Source organism: Pseudomonas sp. TH41 (genome assembly GCF_016650695.1).
GTDB lineage: Bacteria > Pseudomonadota > Gammaproteobacteria > Pseudomonadales > Pseudomonadaceae > Aquipseudomonas.
This window is the reverse complement of the sequence record NZ_JAEKFH010000007.1, coordinates 304,284-329,836: the sequence shown is the minus strand read 5'-3', so window position 1 is coordinate 329,836 and position 25,553 is coordinate 304,284. Positions and strand designations below refer to the sequence as shown.

Genomic DNA, 25,553 nt, shown 5'->3' with positions numbered 1-25,553 from the left:
GTTCAAGACGATGAAACGTCTGTTGGCAGTATTTGGTTTCTGTTTGTTCACCCAGAGCGCACACGCTGGCCCGAGCATCAACATCGGCACTGTGTATGACTACATGGACGGTGACAAAAGTACCTACTTGAAACGGGTCTTCAACGGAGGCGACAGCACTGCGTTCGTCAAGGTCAACATCCTCGAGATTCTCTATGAGGCGGACGGTACTTCGCGAGAGGTTCCGATCCAGTCCCAGGCCGACGGCAGTGCCCGCGATGGTTTGATGGCCAGCCCGGCCCGGCTGATCGTGCCGGCCAATGGCATGCAGGGCACGCGCCTGCTGTACATGGGCGAACGTGACCGGGAGCGTTACTTCCGCGTGCGTTTCGTGCCGGTGGTGCCGGAGAAGGAAGATGAATTCGCCGTCTCCAGCGAGGAACGCGAAGAGTACAAAAAAGAGTTGTCCGCCGGGGTGACCGTGTTGGCCGGTTACGGCGCGGTGTTTTTCGTTCGGCCCAAGGACACCCGCTTCGACAGTGCGATCGAAAACGGCGCCGGCAATTATCGGATTCGCAACAACGGCAACACCGTGGTGGTGATCGATGAGTTCAAGGATTGCTCGATCAAAAACGAGCAGGACTGCCAGCCGACCACCAAGCATCACATTCTCGCGGGCCGCACGTTCCAGTTCGAAAAGCAGGCCGGTCGCCAATACAACTTCACGTTGGTTGAAGGCGAACGCAGCAAAAAACTCGACGTGAAGGGATAAGACCGGGTGATGAGCATGTTCAAGAAACTGACTGTCGTGCTGTTGTCGGCTGTTGTCCCGCTGGCAAGTTCTTCGGTTTTCGCCGCCCGCGAAGAACATCGATTCGAGGTGTTCGTGACGATTCCGACCCAGGCGTTTTATGTCATTCCGTCAGACCCTGGCTGGATTCATCGTGAGCAGCAACTGCCCTGGAACCTGACCTCGTCGACGCTGGGGGGCTTGCGCAAATATTTCGATGTCAAGAATGAAGCCGGTTCGATCGAAGCCCGGCTTGAAGGCCGGCCCTATCTGTCCAACGGCACCGACGCCCATGACATTGACTTGCGGGTGCTGTTCAACGGCCTGCTGTTGAACGAACGGGAAAGTATTGAAGTGGTGTCGTTGACCGATGCCGCGCCGGGCAAGCGCGTGTTGCTGGAAATCTTGCCGCAGCCGCCTGCCGATGGTGTTTACAAACCCGGCAATTATTTTGGCAGCGTCAACATGATCTTCAACGCTGTCATGCCGTAGACGTGAGTCAAGCAACAAGTATTGAGTTCAACAAGGATGTTGGATTGCGCCGACTGTTAATGGTTAAACGCGGAGGGTAGGGATGTCTTGTTTGTGAGTGAATCTGGATTAAGTACATGAGCTGGATCAATTGCGCTAAAACTGGCGCCAAGTGGATGTTGGTCATTGGGTTGTTGAGTAACTCTGTTGCACAAGTGGCGAACGCGGCGGTGCAGGAGATTACCGCTGTGTTCAGACCCGACTCTGCGAATCCACAGAACAATAAATTCGAAAATACAACGCCGCAAAGTGGATTCTGCCCTGGGCATATTCCGCAGCGATGCAAGGATATGAATATTTTCAGCATCCGCAATTCGGATATTGTTTTCAGGTCCAACCGTCCTATCCTGGCCAATCATGAAAGTATCCGTGAGGGTGCAATGTTCAAGGTGCCTTCATATTGGCGTCAGGTTGACGTTATAAACAACACTACGAGGGAAGTTGAAACGGTTGAAGTACGGATAGCCGGCGTCGGTAGTCGGACAGATATTGCTGGCGTGAGCTTTGGTGAAGCATGGGTTCGGGGCTCGGCCGGTTGGCTATATGCACCAGCACCCTGTCAAACCACAGGTTATGCGACGGGTAATACGCGTTCCTTACTTTGGCACTGGATCGTGCCAGAAGGGGCGGGCGCTTGTGCGATGCAAGCTGTAAAAGATATTCCTCAGACAGCGCATGTATATCTTGAATACTCATACGAACTCCGGACGCCAAACCCGTTAGGCATGTCGGCGGGGCAGTACACAGGATCGACTCTTTACTCGGTTGGCCCAGAACTGGATTTCGATTTTGGTGACGTCATGATTCCCTCTCAGAGCGAGCTTGTGTTCAATTTCACGCTCGATGTTCAGCACACACTCAAGGTCGATGTTCCCCCGGGAGGCAATCGCATCGAGCTTGAGCCCCAGGGCGGCTGGCAAGCCTGGCTGACCCATGGGCGCAAGCCCACTCGGTTGTTCCGCGATCAGACCTTCAACATTTCCGCCAGTTCGCGCTTCAAAATGCTGCTGGAGTGCCAATACAGTCAGGACGGTAATAACTGCTCATTGTATGAACCCATGTCCCGTCACACTGTTCCGTTGAACCTCAGCGTCAGCCTGCCCCATGGCTTGACGGATGCGGGCGGGCAACCGGTGACGCGTCGGCCGCTTCGGCGTGACGGGAGTGGTACGGAGTTGTTCCAGCCAGCGTTATATGTGGACCGCAAACCTGGAACGTTGCACTTCGAAATTCCCCCCACTGAAGTCGATGAAATGATTCGCCCGGGACAAGCAACGCAGTACTCGGGAAGCGTGACAGTGATCTGGGATTCGCAAGTTTAATCATTTTGCCCAAGGAGGGGCGCGCCATGATGTGAGGCCATTGGGCCAAGTATTACTGACACTATGAGGCTTAAAGGATGAAGCGTTTAGACGCCTTTCAACGATGTGTATTGCGCAGTGCAGGTGCGGGTCTTTTGTTCTCGATGTGGTTGCCAACGGCTTGGGCTGAGGAGGTGTCGATTCAGGCCTCGTTCAAACCAGACTCTGGCAACCCGCAACGTAATCAATTCAAGAACGACACGCCTCCAAGTGGTTATTGCGAGAGCTATCCCGATGAATGCCTGGCAAACAGGGTGTTCAGTTTGCGGGTGCTGTTCAACGGCCTGCTGTTGAACGAACGGGAAAGTACTGAAGTGGTGTCGTTGACCGATGCCGCGCCGGGCAAACGTGTATTGCTGGAAATCTTGCCGACGCCACCGGCTGATGGGGTTTACAAGCCTGGCAGTTACTTTGGCAGCGTCAATAGAGTCTTCAATGCAGTGTTGCCAGGGGCTTGAGTGATGAAACTTAAAAAAATGGAAGGCGTTACGAGTCTTTCTGTTTGGGTCATTCTGGTGTTCGGATGGGGGGTTGAACCAGCAATGAGTGCGTCCATGGATATCAAGGCGGTGTTTCGGCCGGATCCATCCAGACCCATGGAAAACAAGTTCATCAATGAAACGCCTGTTACCGGGCACTGCCAATTACAATCTGAATTCTGCAAAGATAGAGGTCTGTTTTCTCTGCTGATGCCGATTGATTTCGTGTCCGTGGCCCCCATTGAAGCTCGGCACTCAAGTTCACGCAAAGGCGCGATGTTTCGAGTACCAGGTCAGTGGCAAGTGCTTCGTGTCAGGAATACCACGACTCAGGAGTATTCGGAACTGGAAGTACGCATAGCCTCGATTGGCGGCCGTTATGTCCTTCCGGATACCGCTGAAAACCTTGTGGGTGAAGGAGAGCCCACCACCGTTCAGGGGTGGCACACACGTTTATGGGGCGACTGGACATGGAATCCGCCAGCTCCCTGCCAGGCCACGGGAGGTATGTATACCGCGCCTGCCACTCGCACCTTTTTCTGGTTGACTCCGACTGCGAGTGAATGTGCGGCAACCGCCAATTACCGTATTTCGAATCTGTCCTACGACAGGATGCAGATTGGCTATGAGCTGCGTACTCCTAATCCGTTGCAAATGTCTTCCGGTCTGTATGTCGGAGACTGGACCTATACCGTAGGTCCCGGGATGGACTTCGACATGGGCGATATCATGCAGCCCAGCAGTTCAACCCTGAAATTAAACTTCACTCTGGACGTTCAGCACACCCTCAAAGTCGATGTACCACCGGGTGGTAATCGCGTTGAACTGGTTCCGCAAGGCGGCTGGCAATCCTGGCTGCAACAGGGGCGAAAGCCGACGCGGTTGTTCAGGGATCAAACGTTCAATATCTCCGCGAGTTCGCGTTTCAAGATGAACCTGGAATGCCAATACACCCAGGATGGCAGAACCTGTTCCTTGCGCGAGCCTGTTTCCGGCCATGTGGTACCGCTGAATATCAGCGTCAGTCTTCCCCATGGCTTGACCGACGTGGGCGGGCAAGCCGTCAACCGCCGTCAGCTACTGCGTGATGGCAGTGGTACCGAATTGTTCCAGCCGAGTGTGTACGTGGATCGAAAACCGGGAACGCTGCACTTCGAAGTTCCCGCGGATGAAGTGGCCGAGATGATCAAGCCGGGGTCACGACGGCAGTACTCGGGCAACGTGACGGTTATTTGGGATTCGGAGGTTTAGTGGTTTTGCCCAAGGAGGGGCACTTCATGACTGACTTCAAGAGGCTTGGGATTGGCGGACACGACTTACCAGTCCGGTGTGGCGGGTTGATCAGTGCTCCTTATTTAACACTCGGGAAAGTGTGATGATGAAAATATTCAAACGTTTTCGGCGACCCTTGCTGCACATGGTCTGGATTGGCTGTTTATCAAGTCTTTCGATGGTCGCCATCGCAGAGGTCAGGGCGCTGACGGCTGTCTTCAGGCCGGACCCAAATCATCCTCAGCAGAACACTTTCACGAACACCACGCCCAATCAGGGTTTTTGTTTATCTTATCCAGATATTTGCACGGCCAATAACATGTTTAGCGTGCGAATACCCAATATATTTAAAACCAAACATGGCCCTATACAGCCTGACCATACGGACCCGCGAGCCGGTGCAATGATCAAGGCGCCCGCCGACTGGCGTGAATTGACGGTCAGAAATGCCGTGACCAACGAAGTTGAAACGCTAGAGGTACGCATTGCGGGTGTCGGCGGTGTTTATGATCTCAGTGACTCAGTGATGGACTTGACGGGTGAGCCCAATTTAATGGAGGGGCACAGAGCGCTGTGGGAGGGAAGCGACTGGTCATCTGCCCAAAGCCCCTGTCGAGCTATTGGCCCCTTGAGCTATTACGGAAGCATGGGTTTCCAGTTCTTTTGGTTGATGCCTACACCGACGATCTGTGCCAAGAAGGCGAAATACCTGATTCCTGGATTGGGGTACCGGTATGTTGATATCAGCTATGAACTGCGTACGCCCAATCCGCTGGGGATGTCGACGGGAGCCTATGTCGGATCGACCGTCTACACGGTAGGGCCCTCCAGTGACCTGGATTTCGGCGACATCCTGCTGCCCGATGACAACATCCTCCAGCTCGACTTCACGCTGACCGTCGAGCACACCCTGAAAATTGATATTCCCCCAGGCGGCAATACAGTCGAACTGGTGCCCCAAGGCGGTTGGCAGAGTTGGCTGCAAAACGGGCGCAAACCGACGCGGCTGTTCCGCGACCAGACCTTTAATATCTCCACCAGTTCGCGTTTCAAAATGCAGATGGAGTGCCAATACAGTCAGGACGGCAATACCTGTTCGCTGTATGAACCCGTGTCCGGTCACGCCGTACCTCTGAACATCAGTGTCAGCCTGCCTCATGGCTTGACCGACGCTGGCGGGCAAGCCGTCAACCGTCTGCCATTAAGTCGGATTGAGGATCAGGTTTTTCAGCCGGGTTTCTATGTGGACCGCAAACCGGGAACGCTGCACTTTGAAATAACGCCGAACGTCGTGGACGACATGGTTCAGCCGGGGCAAACACGACATTACTCTGGCAACGTCACGGTCATTTGGGATTCGGAGGTTTAGTGGGTTCTGGAACAGCGCAGGCCAGGTGATTTGAACCTTGATGTGGGCTTTTTTTAGAGGAAGAACTATGCGATTTATAAAGGGACGATCAGGCGGTGGGCTCGGGTTGCTGTTTGCCCTGATGACAGGGCCGGCGCTGGCGGACGTGCGTGACATCAGGGCCTTGTTCGAACCCGATGCGTCGAAGCCGCAAAAAAATGAATTCGTCAATCAAACCCCTTCCGAGGGCTTCTGTAGCCAGGTGCCGGGTATCTGTAAACCTGCGGGTCTGTTCAGCCTTCTCGCTCGCATTCCATTCACGGCTAATGCACCGATCCTGGCCAATCATGCTGACCCGCGCAAGGGCGGTATGGCCCAAGTGCCTTCCGAGTGGCGAGATGTGACTGTTACCCTTGCATCGGGTGATTCAACAGTGGTTGAGACAAAAGTGGTTCAAGTGAGGATCGCGGGTATTGGTCACGAAGCCTCCATTCCCGTATCGATCGGTGAGCTGACCGGTGGTGGCTGGTGGGATCAACTATGGGCGGGTGGCAGTTGGGTATACGCACCTTCTCCTTGCGAAGGTGTTGGCGTGGCGACTGCTGGTCACCATGGCTACAACAGTTTCTGGAAAGTGCCCGTGGGAGCGGGTGTATGCAGCAAGAAAGCGTTGTTTGATATTCCGTTTTTTTCCTATCAGTACATCGTTTTTGGTTATGAAATGCGTACACCCGACCCCCTGAACATGCAGTCGGGTGAATACACGGGGACTATTTCATACACCGTTGGTCCGGGCATGGATTTCGACATGGGCGATGTCATGATCCCGAGCAACGGCGACAGCCAGTTAACGCTTAATTTTCTGCTTGAGGTCAGGCATACCCTGAAAGTCGATATCCCCCCCGGAGGCAATCGCGTTGAACTGGTTCCCCAGGGGGGCTGGCAGGCTTGGCTGACTCAGGGGCGGAAACCGACGCGTCTGTTCCGGGATCAGACCTTCAATATTTCGGCGTCGGGTCGTTTCAAAATGAACCTGCAATGCCAGTACTACAGCGGTAATACCTGCGCATTGTGGGAGCCGACAGCAGGTCACCCGGTACCGCTCAATGTCAGTGTCACGCTACCCAACGGCCTGACCGACGGGGCGGGAAAGCCAGTCAGCCGTCAGCCGTTGCTGAGTGATGGCACTGGAACCGAGTTGTTCCAGCCAGGCTTATATGTCGATCGCAAACCCGGAACGCTGCATTTCGAGATTGCACGAGACGAAGTGGCAGAAATGCTTCACCCCGGTAGAGCCAGAAGCTATTCAGGCAACGTAACCGTCATCTGGGACTCGGAAGTGGGTTGAGGGGGCGCCCCTGAAGTTGCCTGGTACACCTTCAGGGGCTTGCGAGCGGTTGATCTATTGTCCGGCTCTTTGCAGAGCCGCACGGGTCAGCTGCCTGCTCAATTCCTTTCTTTCGTAAGCGATATCGTTAAGCAAATCGCCATAGACTGCATCGCTCATTTCTTCATCCGTGACCACCAGGCTTTCTCGGACGTTGAGTTGTCGGGCGAGGGCTTGCAGTCGCTGTTTGAGCGCTCGTCTTTGCGCGATCAGCATCCCTTTGGAACCTGCCCAGGTGCGTTGAACGTCCCGTAACTCATCGAGCAGTTTGGCCTTGCGCTTGTATAGTCGGGTATTGCGCGCTAACCCACTCGGGTAAGTGTCACCCAAGTATTTGTCCCAGAAAAGTTGTTCGAGCATGTCATTGACCAAGCCGTCGCCTGCTTCCATGGACATCACCGTATCGAACGCCGTGTCGAGCATACTGGCGCTCACTCCTGCCCTGGGGCGATACAGCATCGACTCCGATTGCCACGGTAAACCGAGGCGTTGAGCGAGGCCGGTTTCATAAGCGAGATACAGTTCAACCTCATCGGCGTCCGAACGGCCGGCGTAATCGGCACGTGCAATGTCATCCACTCGCGCAAGACGAGCGGCACCTTTCGCCAGGGTCACCAACCTGCTTTGAAGGATCGCATTCGAAGTCGACAAGGCATAGGCTTCGGAGGCGAGCACTTTGATGCCCATGTGGTTGAACACCTGGGCCCCCGCATCGGCGCACGTGGTGGGCGCCGCCGCCATTTCGAACAGCTCCTTGCGCAATTTGCTGTCCAGGTCGATGGCTTCGACCATGCGCCATACCCGGCTGCTGAGTTGTTCGCGCAATAGGCCGCCGGCCTGGTAGTCGGCCGAGAGTGTCTGCTTCTGGATCAACGAGAAGAACCCCTGAGAGCCGGGTTCGGTCATCAAGTCGTGCCAGGCTTCCTCGCGGAAGGTACCCAGCCCGGGGACCTCGGCGCTCCACCAGGCGGAGTCATCCTTCATCGGCCATTGGTCGATCGCGTCCATGGCGGCCTCGGTGTAGACCTGCTTGGGGGATATGCCGACCGAGCGTCGATACGCTTCAAAAATGACCAGATTGACCTCCGAGAGATCTGCTTCGAACAAGCGGGTGCGCGCCACGATGAAGGCATCTGCCGAGCCGGGCACGACGGTCGGAATGTTGCCGATGGGGTTCTCCTGCAAGTCCAGAAAGAAGCCGCGAGGTCGTCGCTTGCCCGGCGCGAAGACGCCATCGGGCCACGTGGTGGCGCCCGTGTTGCTCAAGCTCAGGATTCTCAGCTTGGGCATGCGTTCGACGTTCGGCAGATTCCCCAGCCGCGGGTTGTCATCGAGCCTGAGGGTTTCCATATGGGTCAGATTTCGCAGTTGTTCGACCGCCGACGGTGTCAACGTGATCTCGTTGCTCATCAGCCGCAAGGTACGCAGGTAATGCATCTTGCCAACGCTTTCGGGCAGTTGCGTCAATCGGCAACTCCTGGCGCTCAGTTGCCGCAGGTGAGGGAAGTCTTTCAGCAGGCCGGTGGAAGATGCGGAAAAGGTCGTGCGATCCAGATTCAGAGTGCTGATCTGATCGAGGTAGGGCTTGAGGTCAGGCAGTTGTTTCCACCAGAGTTCGAGATCAGGACGGCTTAACTCCGACGACAGATCCAGTGCATACCCCCCGTCGACGGTGGTACTGCGTTCGCCGAAAACCTTGGGCTTTCTTTGGAAACATTCCACCAGCCGTTCGGCAATGTGTTGGCCGCCGCCCCTTGCAAAGCCTTGCGGATCCGGGCCCCAGTATTCAGGTTGCTGATACCGCCATTTGTTGAGGGTTTCCTGAAGAGTGGCCAGTTCACGGTCGAGTCGCCTGAGCGTTTGAAGCGCGTCGTCTTCTGCACCCAATGATTGAACGAAGGTGCTGACCTCTCGTTCGTTCAAGTGGGGGTACAGGTCACTCGTCCTTTCTTCCAGTGTTTGTCCCGATTTTGAAAGACCGGGGCCGCGCAACAGTAGAGCGTTGTCGGGGTCGGCGACGGGTCGGATGGGCGGCGTTGCGAGGACGGTTCGACGCTCGGCGGGGGCGGCGGTTTTTTCCATGATCCATTGCTTGAGCTTCTGCCCTTCGCCCGTGCGGTAACCCAGTGCCTGGCGTTTGTCTGCGGGCAGTGCCTGCAAAATCGCCTGAAAAAAATCCTCTGCTTCACGGGGCCTGCGGTCGCCATGAACCTCGTACTGTGCGAATTCATCCCTGACCAGAATCCGCACGGTCGCCGCATCTCCTTCACCCACGCTGCAACGCAGCGGGCCGTCAGTGGTGCCCTCACGGACTTCTATACGCCAATCATTGAACGCGTCGGTGTAGATCCTGAGCGTATTCAGGGCCAGGCGTTCGGTATCCGCCGTCAGCTGTGCGTCGTTGTAGAACCCTTCGTAAGCATGACTGGTTCGCGCCTCGAATGCCCATTCCCGGGCCTGGTTTTTCAGGCGTAACGGTAGCCGTTGCTCGACGGTCATGCGCTCAAGCTCGGCGGCACTGGCGTTGCCCAATAGCGTTTGCGCGGCCCTGGTCGGCAGCTTCGGGAATGTATTTTTAAACAGTCGAATCTGTGGATTATTCGATGTTTCGCCCGCCTGGTATTGCTGCTCGAAGATCTCCGTCTTGAGCTTGTCTGCTTCGTCAGCCAGCCTGTTGCGCAGCGTTTGTACTTGCTCGTCTTTTGGCATCTGCCGACCGAACAGGGTCTTGAGTTCTTCTTCATCAAGGAAGTCGATGATGCTCTGCGGCCATTCTCCGCTCATGACCTCAGAGAGATGGGTGACGAGTGTCTGGTCGGCGCTCGCCCCGGGATTTCCATACTGGCGAAAGTGTCCTGTCCGGCCGGCGTCTTTGTACACTTTCAGGGCCTTATCGGCGGGCCATCCTTCCAAGTAGGTGGGGAGCGGTTCGAACCAATAGGAGGACGGCGCCAGTGGCTGGCCGGCACGGATCCGTTCGCTCGCCTGCGCGGCGTCTTTGAAGAGTTTGAAGCGGTTCAGGCTGTCGGCCAGCAGCGGTGGCGGCGTAGTGTTGTCGACGTACATTTTGCGCAGCGCATTGTCCTCGGTACCGCTGGTGATGCGGATTCGCGCCAGCTCGGCATCGCTAAGGCTGTCCACGCTATGCCCGAGACGGCGCATCAGTGTCGGGCTTTCCCAGGCTCGCGGGGTTTCGGCTTCATGGGTCCAGGCGCCGCGACCGTTGTGTTTCAGCTCGGGCAAATAGGCATCGGAGCGGTGTGGGTGCTTGATGCGATAGTTGCCCGTTTTTGGATCTTGCTGCACCGCATAATGTTTTTTATCCAAAGGCAGTATGTCCTGGCCTTTGTGTGAGTGCAGGCCCTGCTCATTGGGACGGGAGTCGGCCGGCAACTTCAGGTTCGGCTGTTCGTAGGGCTTGAGATCCGGGTGCCACAGGCGGCGCTGGCCGTTGGGCAGTTCCACCGGTTTCATGCCTTCGATCAGCCCCGAGAGTTTGAGGCGAGCGATATTGCCAATCTTTACGCCCGCCGCAAAAGCCGCCAGTTGCACGACATCGTTCACGACGGCCACAACATGTTCGATGGCCTCGATCCACAGGCCTTCGGCCAGGTCGATGATGGATTCGATGACGTCGTTGGCAATCTGATAGGCGGTATAAGCCATCATCAATTCACCCAGCCCCGGCACGAAGGGCGTGATCACCATCAGCGCGACATTGAAGATGTCGGACACGATTTTCTTGAAGTTATCCCACCAGGCCCAGCGTGCGTTGCTATCGGTATCGGCGGTGGAGACGGCGACGTGTCTGGCGTCATTGAGGATCTTGTTGAGCTTTTGCTGATAGAGATGAGTCCACAAAGCACCGGTGATCGGTGTGACGTTGAATTGCAGATGGGGGTTGGTTACCGGTTCTTCTCGCCACGTCGGACGTTGGTCCAGCGCTTCTTTCTTATGCCATTCAACCCTGAACAGGCGTTGCTGGAGACCGGCGAAAAAGTGTCCTCGCTCTTGCTGGTCGACGAACCGGCTGAAAAACTGGCGGTAGGTCATCCGGGCCGATTCGATAAAGGCGTCGTCCCGCAGCTGGCCGGTCAACTGATTCAGAAAGTCGGTCACCGAGGCATACTCTTTGAGTGGATGCTCGGGGTCACCGGGGATGTAAGCGATCAGGCCTTCGACCTTATGGCTTTTCTCAAGGTCCGGGGCAATCAGCACTATTCCGGTCAGGGTGGTGTTCATGATGGACAGTTCGGCGAACCGCACCGCTTTGCCTTTGAGGGTGAGGTAGTGCTGCCCGTCGAGCATGGCCAGTACCAGGTCACGGGCGTTGCGGTCGACGTCTTTGGTGATGAAGGCCTGGTGGGCCGCGGCCACGAATGCCGCTTTCTCGCTCTCGATGACTTTGTGTCTCAAGGACGTTCTGGCGACTGCATCGCTGGGCAGCAAGATGCTTTCGAGGTACTGGGTGTATCGCGCGCCGATGTCCAGTTCGCGACACAGGGTCTGGAACTGGGCGATGGACATTTTGCGTTTGATCGGCTTGATATCGAACAGCCCTCGCTGATCGGGCTGACTGATGAAGTCGGAGTCCGCTTCGCAAGTTTCGGATCGGGCGAAGTTATGCAGCGCAGCGTCAAGCAGTGAAACCGTACGGGTCACCACGCCCTGGGAGAGGTTGATCGCATACCAGGGGCGTTCTTTGGGCAGGTAAAGACGCAAGTAAGTTGTTCTAACATCATCGTCGACGCCGTAGTGTTCTTTCAGTGCGGCGCTCAGTAACGGTTCGGCGAATGTATAAATATCCTGTAACTCATCAAGCATCTGATCAACTTTATTTTGTGCAGCCCAGAGTTTCAGGTTGGCGTCTTGTAACAGGTTGTGATTGAAGTTTGAGGCTGTGATTACCCATTGCGCGGGGCCTTTTCGAGCGGCACTGAGCGCCTGGATTCTCTGCACTGAGGCATTTTTGAATGGGTGAGGGATACGACTGTTGATGAAGTCGTAATGGCGGCCTTTGTTGTCGGGTGTACGTCCTTGTAAATCAGACATCGTGGTAACAAGCCTTGAGTGATGATGGAAGTCACCAGCCTATCTTCCATCGCCCAAAGTAAAAGTCTGAATATCTGTGGTTAAACCGGTGTTCGTCAGTACGAAGCACCGGAATTATCAATGCCGAAAATAATTAATTACCACCTTCGTTTATTCACTCCGTGCCACTTCGACAGGCAGGCACTGCGTATGACTCCCCGGTTGCAGATACGGCGTGAGAATCGGCGCCATGCCTTTGAGCACTTGCACCGGCAACGCCGAGGTGAACTTGAAGGCTTCGGCAGATTGGCCGGGAACGAACGCGGTCAACGTCCCGAAGTGATTATCGCCGATGTAGAACACAAAGGTCGCCGTGCGGTTGATGGATTTAGAGCTGAGGACCCGTCCGCCCGAACCGAAGGCTTCAATGCGGTTATCGCCTGTCCCGGTCTTGCCACCCATGGCCAATGGTTTGCCATCGGGTGTGGTGAAGCTGCCGGAAACCCGTTTGGCGGTACCGGCGTCTACCACTTGCGACAAGGCTTCGCGCATGGCGGTGGCAACCTCGGAAGGCATCACCCGTTTGCCGACATCCGGGTCATTGATCAATTTGGTTTCATACGGTGTATTCGCAGCGAAGTGCAGGGTGTCGATGCGCAACGTTGGCATGCGGACACCGTCGTTGAGGATGGTCCCGATCAGCTCCGCCAGCGCCGCCGGGCGGTCGCCGGAACTGCCGATGGCGGTGGCCAGTGATGGCACCAGGTGATCGAACGGGTAGCCGACTTTCTGCCAGCGCTGGTGAATGTCGAGGAACGCTTGGATCTCCAGCATGGTGCGGATGCGGCTGTCGCGGGCGCCCTTGTGACGGCTTTTAAACAACCAGCTGTAGACTTCCTGGCGTTCGAACTGACTGGCTTTGACGATCTGGCTCCACTTGGCATCCGGATTGTTCAGCAGGTAACCCATCAGCCACAGGTCCAGCGGGTGGACCTTGGCGATGAAACCCTGGTCCGGCAGGTCATAGGTGCCAGGGCCGTAACTTTCGTAGAGCCGTTGGAGGCGTTCGTCAGTGAGTTTTTCGGTGAGCTTGGCGCCTTTGAGGTGCGAACGCACGAAGGTGTTGAAGCTTTCCTGACTGGCCTCTGGCAACAGATACCGGTGTACCGCGGCCATGCGAATCGGCGTCGGGTGCATGCTGTCGAGGAAGGTCTCGAGCCGCGCCGGGGTGTCCTTGTTCTTGTACTTCTTCCAGAACTTCAGCAGGAAAGACGTGCCTTCACTGTCGGCGAACGAGGCCAGGTATTCCTGACGGCGCGGATCTCGGTCGTCCAAGAGCAACTCGGCGCTGCTGTTGGGGCCGGAGTAGGTGGTGTAACGCACCAGGTCGCGCATCAGCCGAATGAACGGCAGGTTGATCGACTCACGTATTGCATCGCGCAGTGTCGGTATGCGGCCATTGTCTTCCTTGCGAAAGTTATGGAATACGTGCAATCCGCCACCGGTGAAAAAGGCTTCGCCGGGGCTGGCGGAGTATTTGCGGTCCAGCGCAGCGCTAAGCATGGCCGGCAGGTTGCGATCCTTATTCTGGATCAGGTAGTCGACGACCCAGCGGCTAATATGGTCCTGATCCGGGACGTTGACTTTCTTCAGTTCCGGGACGGTCATCCCGGCGTATTTATCGTGCAGCTCGGAGATGATCTGCAAGTAAGTGGTGAGCACGCGCATTTTCGCGGTGGAGCCCAGTTCCAGCTTGCTGCCTTCGTTGATGTCGAACGGCTGGTCGGTGCTGTCGGTCTGCACCCGCACGCGCGAGCCGTCCGGTGTCAGTTCAAACAGCGTGAAGCTGTAGCGCACTTGGGTCGTGCTGGTCGGGGTGAGCAAGTGTTCGCCCATCAAACCGATTTGCGCGGCAAACGCAGGGTCGGCCAGATGCTTGAGGTATTCGGTGGCCTTGGTTTGCAGAACACCTTGCAGGGTGCTGGTGGCCGAGAGGTCAAGGCGGTCGAGGTCATACAGCGGACGATTGAGCAAACCTCCCAGACGACTGCGCGCCACGCTGATGCCCTTGTTGGTTTCGATGGGCTGGATAGTCGGTTGAGTCTGCCAGTCTCGGTAAGTCACCTTGCTGGCCAAGGCCGCCGCAGACAGCGATTCATCGATCACACCGTTCTGGGCAAGCAGGCGAATGTGGCTGTCGGTGAGGTCGGTCAGTTCTTCGCGACCCTTGGTCAGGTAATGGGAAGGACGGCGCTGGGCAATCATCAATGACAACATCTCACGCAGGGCCAGACCTTTTTCCGACATGGTTTTTGGATCCGTCGCAGTGCTGGCCAGCGATTCGTTAGCCTGGTTGAAGTCGGCGCCATACCAGACGCGTAAACCTTCGGCCATGCCATGCACTTCACCGTGGCCTGGTACGGCGGACAGGGGCACGCTGTTGAGGTAGTCGCGAACCACGTTTTGCCGGGCCGCCATGGTTTCCGGTCCGGCCTGATAAGCCCGCACGCTGGCGGATATCATCTGACGGATTTTTTCCCCGCCCGACACCGTCAAGCCATCGGGCGAGTGCCGGTACTTCTCAAGTTGTGTTGCCAGGGTGCTGCCACCGGCAGATTGGCCAGGCATGTGCAACAGCTTGGCGACCTGGGACCACGCCGCCATGCCGAACCGTGGCCAGTCCACGGCAGGGTTGGCCTGGGGCTGCCGGGGGTCGAGCAAGAAGCGGTTTTCGATGAACAGCAAGCTGTTGACCACCACCGGCGGGATGGCCGCAAAACTCGAATAGAGCTGTTGGGGGTATTTGTACTGATACAGCGGTGCCGCACGGCAGTCGGTGATCGACAGCCCGGCCTGGATTTTCTCCGCGTAGGGCACGAAAAGGCCCCTGTCGGTGTAGTCCATCAGCTTTTGGGAAAAGCGTGTTTGTGACGCGATGACATAGTCGCGCTTGATCAGGCGCGGCAGGAATTCATCCAGAGCGCTGTAGCCCAGACGCAGGTCAAATGGGCCGGCTCCAGGATAGTGAATAGCATCGCTGGGGCCGGGTTTCAGTTCGTAACTCAGGGATGCGGCATATTTGCTGACTTCCTGTGCCTGAAACTTCGAAGTGCGCATTTCCTTGGCGGCGGCCAGGCCCAGGACGATCAGAATAATCAGCACCAGCAACCAAAACGCCTTCCACCCGTGCTTGATGCGACTGCGACGGGGTTTTTCAGGTAAAGGTGCTTCATCCACACGTTCAGTCGGGACCACAGTTTTACTCGAATCGGTTTGCCATAACGCGCCCATAGTCGACTGATCCATTCACGCAGATTGATCGGACTTGTCTGAAGCTTAGACGGTGGTTGGCATCGGTGAAAAAATTGTGAACACACAAATCTCAAATATTCACCATCAAGCGCCTGTGGAAAGGAGGCTTCTGTGGTGAGGGGGATTTATGTGGTAAGGGGATTGGTGAGTGGATTTATGTGGTGAGGGGATTGGTGAGGGGATTTATGTGGCTAGGGGATTTATGTGGTGAGGGGATTTATCCCCGTTGGAGTGCGAAGCGCTCCCCTGTGTCCTTTCAGTCACACCGCATCCACAGGTTTTACGGCTGCTGCGCAACCGAACGGGGATAAATCCCTTCACCACATAAATCCCTTCACCACATAAATCCCCTTCACCCCAAAATCCCCTCACCACAGGGGTTCGGTAGCCACAGAAGGGGAGTGACGTTACAACCAGCAGACATCCCAGAGGGGGTAATCGCCGATTTTGTCTACGAGCCCTGCTCTCAAGGGGTTGGCAACAATGTAACGAGCGAACGGCAGAAGCTCTTCGCCATCACGAATGGTTCGGTCGTGATAGCCGGTTTGCCACAAAGAGCCACTTCGGCCGGTCATTTTGTTCACTGCCTGGGCGCATCGGGCTTTGGTAGCACCAATGACATTCCCTAAATTTTCGTCTTGCAATTGCATCAGCCAATGAAAGTGATCAGGCATAACCACCCAAGCGATTGAATTCACCAGCCCGGAGTCGTGAACCCGTCGCATTTCTGCGACAAGCAGGCGGCCCAAGCGCCAATCAGAAAATAGGGGTTGGCGATTGTGGATAACCGCGGTGATGAGATAAGCGCGACCGGTTTCGGAGTGTCGACCGAAGCGCAGGCGATGAGAGTTAGGTTGAGTAGGCAATCCATTGCTTCCTTACGTGATCGTCAAGTGACGCTTTCAGGCTAGTACGCAGTGATCTGTATCGAAGCTGAGACTTTTGAGTGAAATTTCTGATTGCTACGAAAGATTCACAGCAGTGATGGAGCGCCTTGTGGTGAGGGGATTTATGTAGTGAGGGGATTTATGTGGCTAGGGGATTTTATGTGGCTAGGGGATTTATGTGGCGAGGGGATTTATCCCCGTTGGAGTGCGAAGCGCTCCCCTGTGTCCTTTCAGTTACACCGCATCCACAAGGTTTACGGCTGCTGCGCAACCGAACGGGGATAAATCCCCTCACCACATAAATCCCTTCACCACATAAATCCCCTCACCACAGAGGTTGAGTAACCTGAAAGGTTTGAACTAGAGCCATCGTCGTGCCAATGCTGGCTGGATAGGTGCATGACGATGCACCAATGCTGTGCAATACTCCGCGCCGATTTAGCGGCGAATAATCCTACAAAACTCAGGTAATGCCCCTCCGTAAACCCGGCTTTTGCCGAGAGTTCTCGCTGAATGTTGTGGTTTTTAGAGTGAAAAACCCTATAGGAAGCTTTTTATACTGCACGCCCCGCTGGTTCTGCAGGTTTTGTCCTGCAGGACGGTTCTGCCCACAAAGCAGGCCCGGTTTCGCAGAAGCAATGGCTTATCGGTCAGCGCTTCGATACTCGGTGGTCATCTCCAATAACAAGACGAGGTTGTACCCCTATGCCAGTTGGCAATCACCTGCCCCACGGCGAGACCGCTCAGGGCGGCCCCCTTAAACGTGAACTCGGCGAACGGCATATTCGCTTGATGGCGCTCGGTGCCTGTATCGGCGTCGGTCTTTTCCTCGGTTCGGCCAAGGCCATTGAGATGGCCGGCCCGGCAATCATGCTGTCCTACATTATTGGCGGCCTGGCGATCCTGGTGATCATGCGCGCCCTCGGCGAAATGGCCGTGCACAACCCGGTCGCCGGCTCCTTCAGCCGCTACGCCCAAGACTACCTCGGCCCCTTGGCCGGCTTCCTGACCGGCTGGAACTACTGGTTCCTGTGGCTGGTGACCTGCGTTGCGGAAATCACCGCGGTGGCGGTGTACATGGGCGTCTGGTTCCCCGATGTGCCGCGCTGGATCTGGGCACTGTCGGCCCTGATCAGCATGGGCACCATCAACCTGATCGCGGTGAAAGCCTTCGGTGAGTTCGAGTTCTGGTTCGCCCTGATCAAGATCGTCACCATCATTGCGATGGTGATCGGCGGCGTCGGCGTGATTGCTTTCGGCTTCGGCAACGACGGTGTGGCGCTGGGGATTTCCAATCTCTGGGCGCACGGCGGCTTCATGCCCAACGGTGTGCAAGGCGTGTTGATGTCCCTGCAAATGGTGATGTTCGCCTACCTCGGTGTCGAGATGATCGGCCTGACCGCCGGTGAAGCGAAGAACCCGCAGAAGACTATTCCGAGCGCGATCGGCTCGGTGTTCTGGCGGATTCTGCTGTTCTACGTCGGCGCGCTGTTCGTGATCCTGTCGATTTACCCATGGAACGAAATCGGCACTCAGGGCAGCCCGTTCGTGATGACCTTCGAGCGGCTGGGCATCAAGACCGCAGCCGGCATCATCAACTTCGTGGTGATCACTGCCGCGTTGTCGTCCTGCAACGGCGGCATCTTCAGCACCGGGCGCATGCTCTACAGCCTGGCGCAGAATGGCCAGGCCCCGGCCGGTTTCGCCAAGACCTCGAGCAACGGCGTGCCACGTCGCGCACTGTTGCTGTCGATCGGCGCGTTGCTGCTGGGTGTGCTGCTCAACTACCTGGTGCCCGAGAAAGTCTTCGTCTGGGTGACCGCGATTGCCACCTTCGGCGCGATCTGGACCTGGGTGATGATCTTGCTGGCCCAGCTCAAGTTCCGCAAAGGCCTGAGTGCCAGCGAACGTGCCGGCCTGAAATACAAGATGTGGCTGTACCCGGTCAGTTCGTATCTGGCGCTGGCGTTTCTGGTGCTGGTGGTTGGTCTGATGGCGTACTTCCCAGACACCCGCGTGGCGCTCTATGTGGGTCCGGCGTTCCTGGTGCTGCTGACGGTGTTGTTTTATGTGTTCAAGTTGCAACCGACCAATGTGTCGCAAGGTGCGGTGCGTTCGGCTTCTTGAGTTGTCTCGCTTGAAATGAAAATCCCCGGTCCATTTGGCCGGGGATTTTTCATTTGGAAGATCAAAAGATCGCAGCCTGCGGCAGCTCCTACATTGATCGCATTCCTTTGTAGGAGCTGCCGCAGGCTGCGATCTTTTGACTTTAAGCAGCGGCTACGGTCAGCGGTCGGGTCAGCCGTTTGTTGAAATCCAGCCATACTGCCAACAACGCCATCAAACCGACCCCCACCAGCGCGGTGAAAATCTGCATGTAAAACGCATCATCGGTCATGGCATTCACCATATCTGCCAGCGGCGCCAACAGCACGCCCAGACAGAAGACTTCCAGCGAATAACGCCCCATGCGACAGCATTGCCGTGCCAGCCAGTTGTGCGTCCAACCATTGCCGGGCAACAGCCGGGCGGTGACATAGGCCAACGCCAGGAAGTGCAACAGACGTACCGGTGACAGATCGGTCTTGCTGATCGGGTACAACAGGTTGCTCAGCCGGGCCGGCATCACGGCGTCGTGTAGTTCCGGCCATCGCCATGAGACGGTAATCACCCCGGTCACCACCACGTACACCACCGCAATGACGAGCAACGGCTGAAAAGATCGCAGCCTGCGGCAGCTCCTACATTGATCGCCTCCCCCTGTAGGAGCTGCCGCAGGCTGCGATCTTTTGCTCGCTACGCGCTGCCCATGAATCGCTGCGGCGCCGCCGAGCACAAACAGCAATTGCCAGGTAACGGGGTTGAAGTACCACACGCCGTCCTTGATGGCCGCCAGGTTCCAGCCAAACCACGGTGCCAGCAGGTACACCGTCAACGACACCGCCACCACCGCCCCTGTCTTGCGCACCAGCATCGGCAGCACCAAGGGCAAACCGGCCAGCAGCACGATGTACAACGGCAGCGGGTCCATCAGGTTCGGTTTGAAGCGCAACAGCAGTTCATCCACCAAAGCTTGCTGGGGATTGCTGATGAAATGGTGCAGGCCCATTTCTTCCACCAGATCCCGCGTTTCCACGTGGCTGTTGGCGAAGAAGACGATGCCCATCAGCATCGCCAACAGGAAAATATGCACCACGTAGAGCGTCCAGGCGCGGCGCAGGATCTTCACGCAGGCAATCAGGAAACCGTCGCGCTGAAGGATCCTGCCGTAGGCCAGCACCGCGGCGTACCCGGCCAGAAACACGAAAATTTCCGCCGCATCGCTGAAGCCGAAATTACGCAGGGTGATTTGGCCGAGCGGGTTGTGAGGCACGTGATCCCAGAAAATGAAGATCAGCGCGAGGCCTCGAAAAAAGTCGATCCGGTGATCGCGTTCAAACGTCATGACGGCAGGCTCGTGAACGGGTGTTGAAATAAGGAATAACCGAAGGCGCCATAGGCGGCGCGCAGGGTGGCGAAATTCGTGGGCAATTGCAAAGTCGGGATATTACGGGATGTCTCTCGGGATGGCCGATGTGCGCAACCATTGGTCTGAAACGTCGTCAGGCCTGTGATTTATGACAGTAGACAGGTTCAAAGCTTTATGACGGGTTTGTGCCGCTCTCTCAGACAGGAAGGGCACCATGCGGCTCTCGTGGAAAGGGTTCTCCAGCTACACGGTGATCGGGGTCGCCAACACCCTGATTCACTGGCAAATCTTTTTCCTGTTGAGTGTGGCGGCTGACTTCAGTCAAGCGATCAGTAACCTGGCCGCCTTCTGTGTTGCCGCCTCATTCTCTTTCTACATGAACGCGCTTTATACCTTCGACGCCAAGGCAACGCCCGGCGGGTATCTGCTGTTTCTGGGGGCCATGGGGGCGTTGAGTCTGGGTGTCGGCCATCTGGGAGACGTATGGAAACTACACGGCTTGCTGACAGTGGCTATATTTTCGGCACTGAGCCTCGTGTTTGGCTTTCTGTTTTCAAAGTACGTGGTGTTTCGCGAGCGTGACGAATGAAAGTCTCGTTGATCGTTCCGGTATTCAATGAAGAGCAGGCGATCAGCCTGTTTTACCTGGCGGTGCGCCAAGAGTTGAAACTTGAACGCACCGAGGTCGAAATCGTGTTCATCAACGATGGCAGTTCCGACCGCACGGCGGAGCAGGTCAAAGCGCTGGCGCAAGCCGATGAACAGGTGATGCTGATTAACTTCTCGCGAAACTTCGGCAAGGAACCGGCGCTGTTCGCCGGCCTGGAATATGCCACCGGCGATGCGGTGATCCCTATGGACGTGGACCTGCAGGACCCGATCAGTGTCATCCCGCTGCTGATCGAAGAATGGCAAAAAGGCGCCGACGTGGTGCTCGCCAAGCGCCGCGATCGTACCACCGACGGCTACCTCAAGCGTCGAAGTGCCGCGCTGTTCTACCATGTGCTGAACCGAATCGCTTACACCCGGATCGAAGAAAACGTCGGCGATTTCCGGCTCATGGACCGCAAGGTGGTCAACGTGATCCGCACACTGCCCGAGCATCAGTTGTTCATGAAAGGCGTGCTGTCGTGGGCCGGGTTCAACACCGTGGTGGTGGAATATGAGCGAGCGGAGCGCGTAGCCGGCACCAGCAAGTTCAATGGCTGGAAGCTCTGGAACCTGGCGCTGGAAGGCGTGACGTCGTTCAGCACCGTGCCGTTGCGTTTATGGACATACGTCGGCGGCAGTATTTCGATCTTTGCGGTGCTCTACGCGGTGTACATGGTGCTGGACAAGATTTTCTTCGGTAACAGCGTGCCCGGTTACCCGTCATTGATGACGGCGATTCTGTTTCTCGGCGGCGTACAGCTGATCGGCATCGGGATACTCGGTGAGTACGTCGGGCGAATTTACATCGAAGCCAAGCATCGGCCGCGCTATGTGGTGAAAGACATCGTCGGCGGCAAAGACCGGCTCGGGCTTTAGCATGGGCAGGTTCAGCGATTTTCTCGTCAAAGAACTCGGACGCCGCCAGGTCTTCCTGTTTTTTCTGCTCGCGACCCTTGTGTATGTCGTGCCGCTGATTCTCGCGGACTTTCCCTATATCGATGACAATTGGCGTGCCCTGTCGGCCGGAATGGCGTGGGCACAGGAGGGCCGACTGTTTGCCGAGCTGTTTTATAACCTGCTCACGTTCAGCAATGCCGCACCGAACATCTTTCCATTACCGCTGTTGATCGCCACGCTGGCCATGGCCTCGGCATTGACCAGCCTGACGTTTCATTACGCCCCGCAGCCGACGATTTCCGATTGCCTGGTGCTGTTACCGCTGTGGTACAACCCGTTTTTCCTGCAAAACCTGACGTATCAATACGATGGCCCCGCCATGGTCTTGAGCCTGGTTGCGGTGATCTACGCGATGACGTTTCGTCATCCCTCACGCATTCTTCAGTGGCTGGTGCCTTCTTTCCTGGTTGCGCTGGCGCTGGGGCTCTATCAAATAAGCCTCAATGTGTTTCTGGGCTTGTGTTGCCTGGAGCTGCTCAGGGCCGCCAATGATCGGCTGGCCTGGGTGCAATGGCGCGACTTGATCGGCTGGAAAATCGCCCAGATCGTGCTCGCCTGGCTGATCTATGCGGCCAGTGCTTACCCGTTCATGACGCAAAATCGCACGGCGTTACTGAATTGGACGGCGGCGCCTTGGCTGCAGCTTCAAATCAATGTCGCCCGAGTGCTGGAAAAAATCGCGCTGCTGTTTCATGGCGGATTTGCCTGGGTGTTCGCCGCGCTGTTGCTGTGTGCTCTGGCTGGCGCTGTGCGCGTTGGCCTGAGCGTGCTGGAGCGTCACGACACCGGGTTGAGGAAAGGGCTGATCGCGCTGGTGTGTTTGCTGACATTGCCGGTCGTGGTGCTGCTGGTGTCGGGTGTCGCGCTGTTTTTCCGGGATTTCAATGAGGGCGCCAGGACACTGATGGGCTTCGGGGTTTTGTTGGTGCTGTTGTTCTATTTGAGTCATTTGGCGCTGGCCCGCATCCACACGCGGCTGCCATTGTTGTTGGTGGTGCCTTTGCTGGCGATGCTTTCGTTGTCGTACGCCTATGGCCGGGTGCTGACGATGCAGAAAACCTTCGCAAGCAGCGCGCTGATGAGCCTTGAGCACGACATTGCGTCTCACCGGGAGCTGCGCGAAGCCAAGCGTATTTATATGTCGGTGACGTATTCCGATCACTGGCTGATGGGGGCGGCGGGTTCATTCAAGCAGATGCCGGTGCTGCACTACCTGCTGAACATCGACTTTTACATGCTGGCCGAGAATCTGCCGAAAGTGGGCATCACCAACGTGGTGGCGGAGCAGGAACGACGTAACGCGACCCGGGTCGGTTATCTCGGTTATCCACCGCTGGTGGAGAGCCCGTACTACCGGATTTATGTGCTGGGTGATTACGGTTTTATCGTCTTTAAAGAACCGGCCCCGATCAAGGCGCTTTATTGGTGACGCGCATTGAAAGGGGGAGGCCGAAGATCAAGAGATCGCAGCCTGCGGCAGCTCCTACAGGGGGGGCATTCGAGTCAGGCTGCGGCTAATTCGTTGGGTTCAAAACTGTCCGCTCGCGCCATCTGCCACATCCGCGAATAAAACTCGCCATTCACTTCACCGGTCAGTAACTCCCCCGGTTTCAGGAACACATGCAACTGCGAGAACAGTTTGATCTCGGTGGCTGACATGCGCCGTACCAAATGCTTGGCGGATAACTGGGACGGATGATCAAGCCCCGCGGCAGCCAGCATTTCGGCCAACGCCTTCAATGTGTTGCGGTGGAAATTGAACACGCGCTGGGCTTTGTCCGGTACCACCAGCGCGCGTTGGCGCAGGGTGTCCTGTGTGGCAACGCCGGTCGGGCATTTGTTGGTGTGGCAGCTTTGCGACTGGATGCAGCCAATGGCGAACATGAAGCCGCGCGCCGAGTTGGCCCAGTCGGCGCCGATGGCCAGGACGCTGGCGATGTCGAAGGCGCTGACGATCTTGCCGCTGGCGCCGAGTTTGATTTTGTCTCGCAGGTTCAGGCCCACCAGCGTGTTGTGCACGAACAGCAGACCTTCGCGCATCGGCACGCCGATGTGGTCGGTGAATTCCACAGGCGCGGCACCGGTGCCGCCTTCCTTGCCGTCGACGACGATGAAGTCCGGGAGGATGCCGGTTTCCAGCATGGCCTTGGCGATGCCCATGAATTCCCACGGGTGGCCAAGGCAGAACTTGAAGCCCACCGGTTTGCCGCCAGACAGTTCGCGCAATTGCTGGATGAAATGCATCAGCTCGATCGGCGTGGAAAAGGCACTGTGCCGAGACGGCGAGATGCAGTCTTCGCCCATCAGGATGCCGCGGGTTTCGGCGATTTCCCGGGTGACTTTGTGCTTGGGCAGAATGCCGCCGTGGCCCGGTTTGGCGCCTTGGCTCATCTTGATTTCGATCATCCGCACTTGGGGTGTTTGTGCTTGTGCGGCGAAGCGTTCCGGGTCAAATCGACCGTCAGCGGTGCGGCAGCCGAAATAGCCACTGCCCAGTTCCCAGGTCAGGTCGCCGCCGTTTTCCCGGTGATACGCACTGATGCTGCCTTCACCGGTGTCATGGGCGAAGTTGCCGAGTTTGGCGCCCTGGTTCAACGCGCGAATCGCGTTGGCGCTGAGGGAGCCGAAGCTCATGGCCGAGATGTTGAACACCGACGCCGAGTACGGCTGCGTGCACTGCGGGCCGCCGACGATCACCCGAAAGCTGTTGGGATCACTTAACGGTGCCGGGCGCATGGAATGGCCGATGAATTCGAAACCCGACTGATACACGTCGATGAGCGTACCGAACGGTTTGTCGGCGCTTTCATTCTTGGCCCGGGAGTAAACCAGCGAACGCTGGGCCCGGGAAAAGGGCAGGGCGTCGCTGTCGGATTCGAGCAGGTATTGGCGGATTTCCGGGCGAATACCCTCCACCAGATAACGAATGTTGCCGAGGATCGGGTAATTGCGGCGCACCGCGTGGGGGATCTGCAGCAGATCGAAAAGGCCGATCAGACTGAGAACGCCGGTCACGGCGGTGATCGGCCACAGCCAGTCGTGTTGCAGGAAGGGCAGGCTGGCGAGGGTGAACATCACACAGACGGCAAAGAAGGCGTAGCGGCTCAGGAGTGACAGGCTCATACGGTTTCCTTGGGTTCGGACTTAACAATGACCTGTAGGAGCGAGCTTGCTCGCGATGGTCTTTAACGATAACGCGAGCTGTCTGAATGGCCGCGTTGCTAGGGCGTTTTTCGCGAGCAATCGAGCGTCGACCGGCTGCTCCTACAGTTTTCAGTCAGGCATTTTGCGCCTGTAGAAAAATCGAAAACAGCTCAGACTGGGATTTGATCCCCAGCTTGCTGTACATGTGTTTCTTATGGACTTTCACGGTTTCGACAGCGATTTCCAGCTTACGGGCGATTTCTTTACCGGAGCAACCGCTGAGCATCAAACGCCCGACGTCCAGCTCCCGGGCGGTCAATTGCGCGCCTTTGAGTTGCTGCACCGAGGCTTCCAGTTGCACCCGCCAGTCGGGCTGCGGTGGTGCGGGCGCGAGGGCCACGACTTCGTTGATTTCATAAGGCAGGCGCTGGCGCAACAGCCCCAGCACCCAAGGCTGGATCAGTGACAGCAAGGCAATTTGCTGACCGCTGAACCGCTGCTTGCTGCCCAGTGACAGGCACAATGTGCGGTCCCCTTCGAGCAGGCAATTGAACTGGATTTCATCGGCCACCACATTCAGACGAAAGTAGCGCTGGTAATACTCCGTCAATTCGAAGTGCTCCGGGGCCACTTCCGACAAACGATAGAGCCCGGTGCGCGACTGCTCGCGGCAGGCAATGTAGAACGGATCGAGCAGGTACAAGCCGCGCAGGTAATCCTGGAATAACTGATCGGGGCTGCCGTCCTCGCCTGGGCATTCGGCGAACACTTGCGGGCGCTGATCGGCGCTGAAAAGCAGCACCACCCAGCTGTCGAAGATGACGTACTGCTCCAGCAAACGCACCAGCTGCGTCCAGAAATTGGGCTTGTCCAAGGCGTCGATCAGTTGCCCGACCGAGCGGTGCCAGGCGATGTCGTCCAACGAGAGTGTCATGCCTCTACCCCTATCGTGTTA

The 25,553-nt window shown here is 56.8% G+C and carries 17 protein-coding genes; 11 read left to right on the top strand and 6 right to left on the bottom strand.

What is annotated here, in order from left to right:
- Positions 1–10 precede the first annotated feature (10 nt).
- The 7 genes from JFU37_RS28470 (at position 11) to JFU37_RS28440 (ending at position 7,108) form a co-directional block, all read left to right on the top strand.
- Positions 11–751: a molecular chaperone gene (locus tag JFU37_RS28470; protein ID WP_201120459.1), complete on the top strand. Its 741-nt coding sequence runs from the start codon at positions 11–13 to the stop codon at positions 749–751.
- A gap of 15 nt (positions 752–766) precedes the next feature.
- Positions 767–1,261 (top strand): CS1 type fimbrial major subunit, encoded by a 495-nt coding sequence (locus JFU37_RS28465; protein ID WP_201120458.1) that lies wholly within the window; start codon positions 767–769, stop codon positions 1,259–1,261.
- Positions 1,262–1,377: 116 nt separating this feature from the next.
- Positions 1,378–2,622, top strand: coding sequence for a hypothetical protein (locus JFU37_RS28460; protein ID WP_201120457.1), 1,245 nt, complete (start codon positions 1,378–1,380; stop codon positions 2,620–2,622).
- A gap of 77 nt (positions 2,623–2,699) precedes the next feature.
- Positions 2,700–3,119 carry a hypothetical protein gene (locus tag JFU37_RS30990; RefSeq protein WP_242485851.1) on the top strand — a complete coding sequence of 140 codons (420 nt, stop codon included), beginning with the start codon at positions 2,700–2,702 and terminating at the stop codon, positions 3,117–3,119.
- A 3-nt stretch (positions 3,120–3,122) separates the two neighbouring features.
- Positions 3,123–4,391, top strand: a complete 1,269-nt coding sequence (locus tag JFU37_RS28450; protein WP_242485850.1) for a hypothetical protein — start codon at positions 3,123–3,125, stop codon at positions 4,389–4,391.
- A 127-nt stretch (positions 4,392–4,518) separates the two neighbouring features.
- On the top strand, positions 4,519–5,781 hold the full coding sequence (locus JFU37_RS28445) for a hypothetical protein (RefSeq protein ID WP_446739616.1): 1,263 nt from the start codon (positions 4,519–4,521) through the stop codon (positions 5,779–5,781).
- A 121-nt stretch (positions 5,782–5,902) separates the two neighbouring features.
- Positions 5,903–7,108 (top strand): hypothetical protein, encoded by a 1,206-nt coding sequence (locus tag JFU37_RS28440; protein ID WP_242485855.1) that lies wholly within the window; start codon positions 5,903–5,905, stop codon positions 7,106–7,108.
- A 54-nt stretch (positions 7,109–7,162) separates the two neighbouring features.
- On the opposite strand, the gene JFU37_RS28435 is transcribed toward JFU37_RS28440, so the two are convergent.
- The 3 genes from JFU37_RS28435 to JFU37_RS28425 form a co-directional block, all read right to left on the bottom strand.
- Complete coding sequence (locus tag JFU37_RS28435; RefSeq protein ID WP_201120455.1) at positions 7,163–12,199, bottom strand: dermonecrotic toxin domain-containing protein; 5,037 nt, start codon at positions 12,197–12,199, stop codon at positions 7,163–7,165.
- A gap of 150 nt (positions 12,200–12,349) precedes the next feature.
- Positions 12,350–15,469, bottom strand: a complete 3,120-nt coding sequence (locus tag JFU37_RS28430; RefSeq protein ID WP_201120454.1) for a transglycosylase domain-containing protein — start codon at positions 15,467–15,469, stop codon at positions 12,350–12,352.
- Positions 15,470–15,897: 428 nt separating this feature from the next.
- On the bottom strand, positions 15,898–16,356 hold the full coding sequence (locus tag JFU37_RS28425) for an REP-associated tyrosine transposase (protein WP_201120453.1): 459 nt from the start codon (positions 16,354–16,356) through the stop codon (positions 15,898–15,900).
- A gap of 726 nt (positions 16,357–17,082) precedes the next feature.
- Between JFU37_RS28425 and JFU37_RS28420 the strand changes: the two genes are divergently transcribed.
- Entirely contained in the window at positions 17,083–18,504 is a 1,422-nt protein-coding gene (locus JFU37_RS28420; protein ID WP_201120452.1) for an amino acid permease, read from the top strand.
- A 142-nt stretch (positions 18,505–18,646) separates the two neighbouring features.
- Here the strand turns inward: JFU37_RS28420 and JFU37_RS28415 are convergent, their stop codons facing one another.
- Entirely contained in the window at positions 18,647–19,822 is a 1,176-nt protein-coding gene (locus JFU37_RS28415; protein ID WP_201120451.1) for an OpgC family protein, read from the bottom strand.
- A 238-nt stretch (positions 19,823–20,060) separates the two neighbouring features.
- Here JFU37_RS28415 and JFU37_RS28410 point away from each other — a divergent pair, with 238 nt between their 5' ends.
- Genes JFU37_RS28410 through JFU37_RS28400 form a run of 3 tightly spaced genes read left to right on the top strand, consistent with a single transcriptional unit; the run spans position 20,061 to position 22,883 of the window.
- Positions 20,061–20,435 (top strand): GtrA family protein, encoded by a 375-nt coding sequence (locus JFU37_RS28410; RefSeq protein ID WP_201120450.1) that lies wholly within the window; start codon positions 20,061–20,063, stop codon positions 20,433–20,435.
- A complete protein-coding gene (locus JFU37_RS28405; RefSeq protein ID WP_201120449.1) occupies positions 20,432–21,373 on the top strand; it encodes a glycosyltransferase family 2 protein in 942 nt (313 codons plus the stop codon). The genes JFU37_RS28410 and JFU37_RS28405 overlap by 4 nt, the downstream gene beginning before the upstream one ends.
- 1 nt (position 21,374) lies before the next feature.
- The gene (locus JFU37_RS28400; protein WP_201120448.1) at positions 21,375–22,883 is read left to right on the top strand and encodes a glucosyltransferase domain-containing protein; all 1,509 of its coding nucleotides are present in this window, start codon (positions 21,375–21,377) and stop codon (positions 22,881–22,883) included.
- 74 nt (positions 22,884–22,957) lie between these two features.
- Here the strand turns inward: JFU37_RS28400 and JFU37_RS28395 are convergent, their stop codons facing one another.
- Positions 22,958–24,577 (bottom strand): FMN-binding glutamate synthase family protein, encoded by a 1,620-nt coding sequence (locus tag JFU37_RS28395; protein WP_201120447.1) that lies wholly within the window; start codon positions 24,575–24,577, stop codon positions 22,958–22,960.
- 154 nt (positions 24,578–24,731) lie between these two features.
- On the bottom strand, positions 24,732–25,532 hold the full coding sequence (locus JFU37_RS28390; RefSeq protein ID WP_201120446.1) for a helix-turn-helix transcriptional regulator: 801 nt from the start codon (positions 25,530–25,532) through the stop codon (positions 24,732–24,734).
- Between the last annotated feature and the right edge of the window lie 21 nt (positions 25,533–25,553).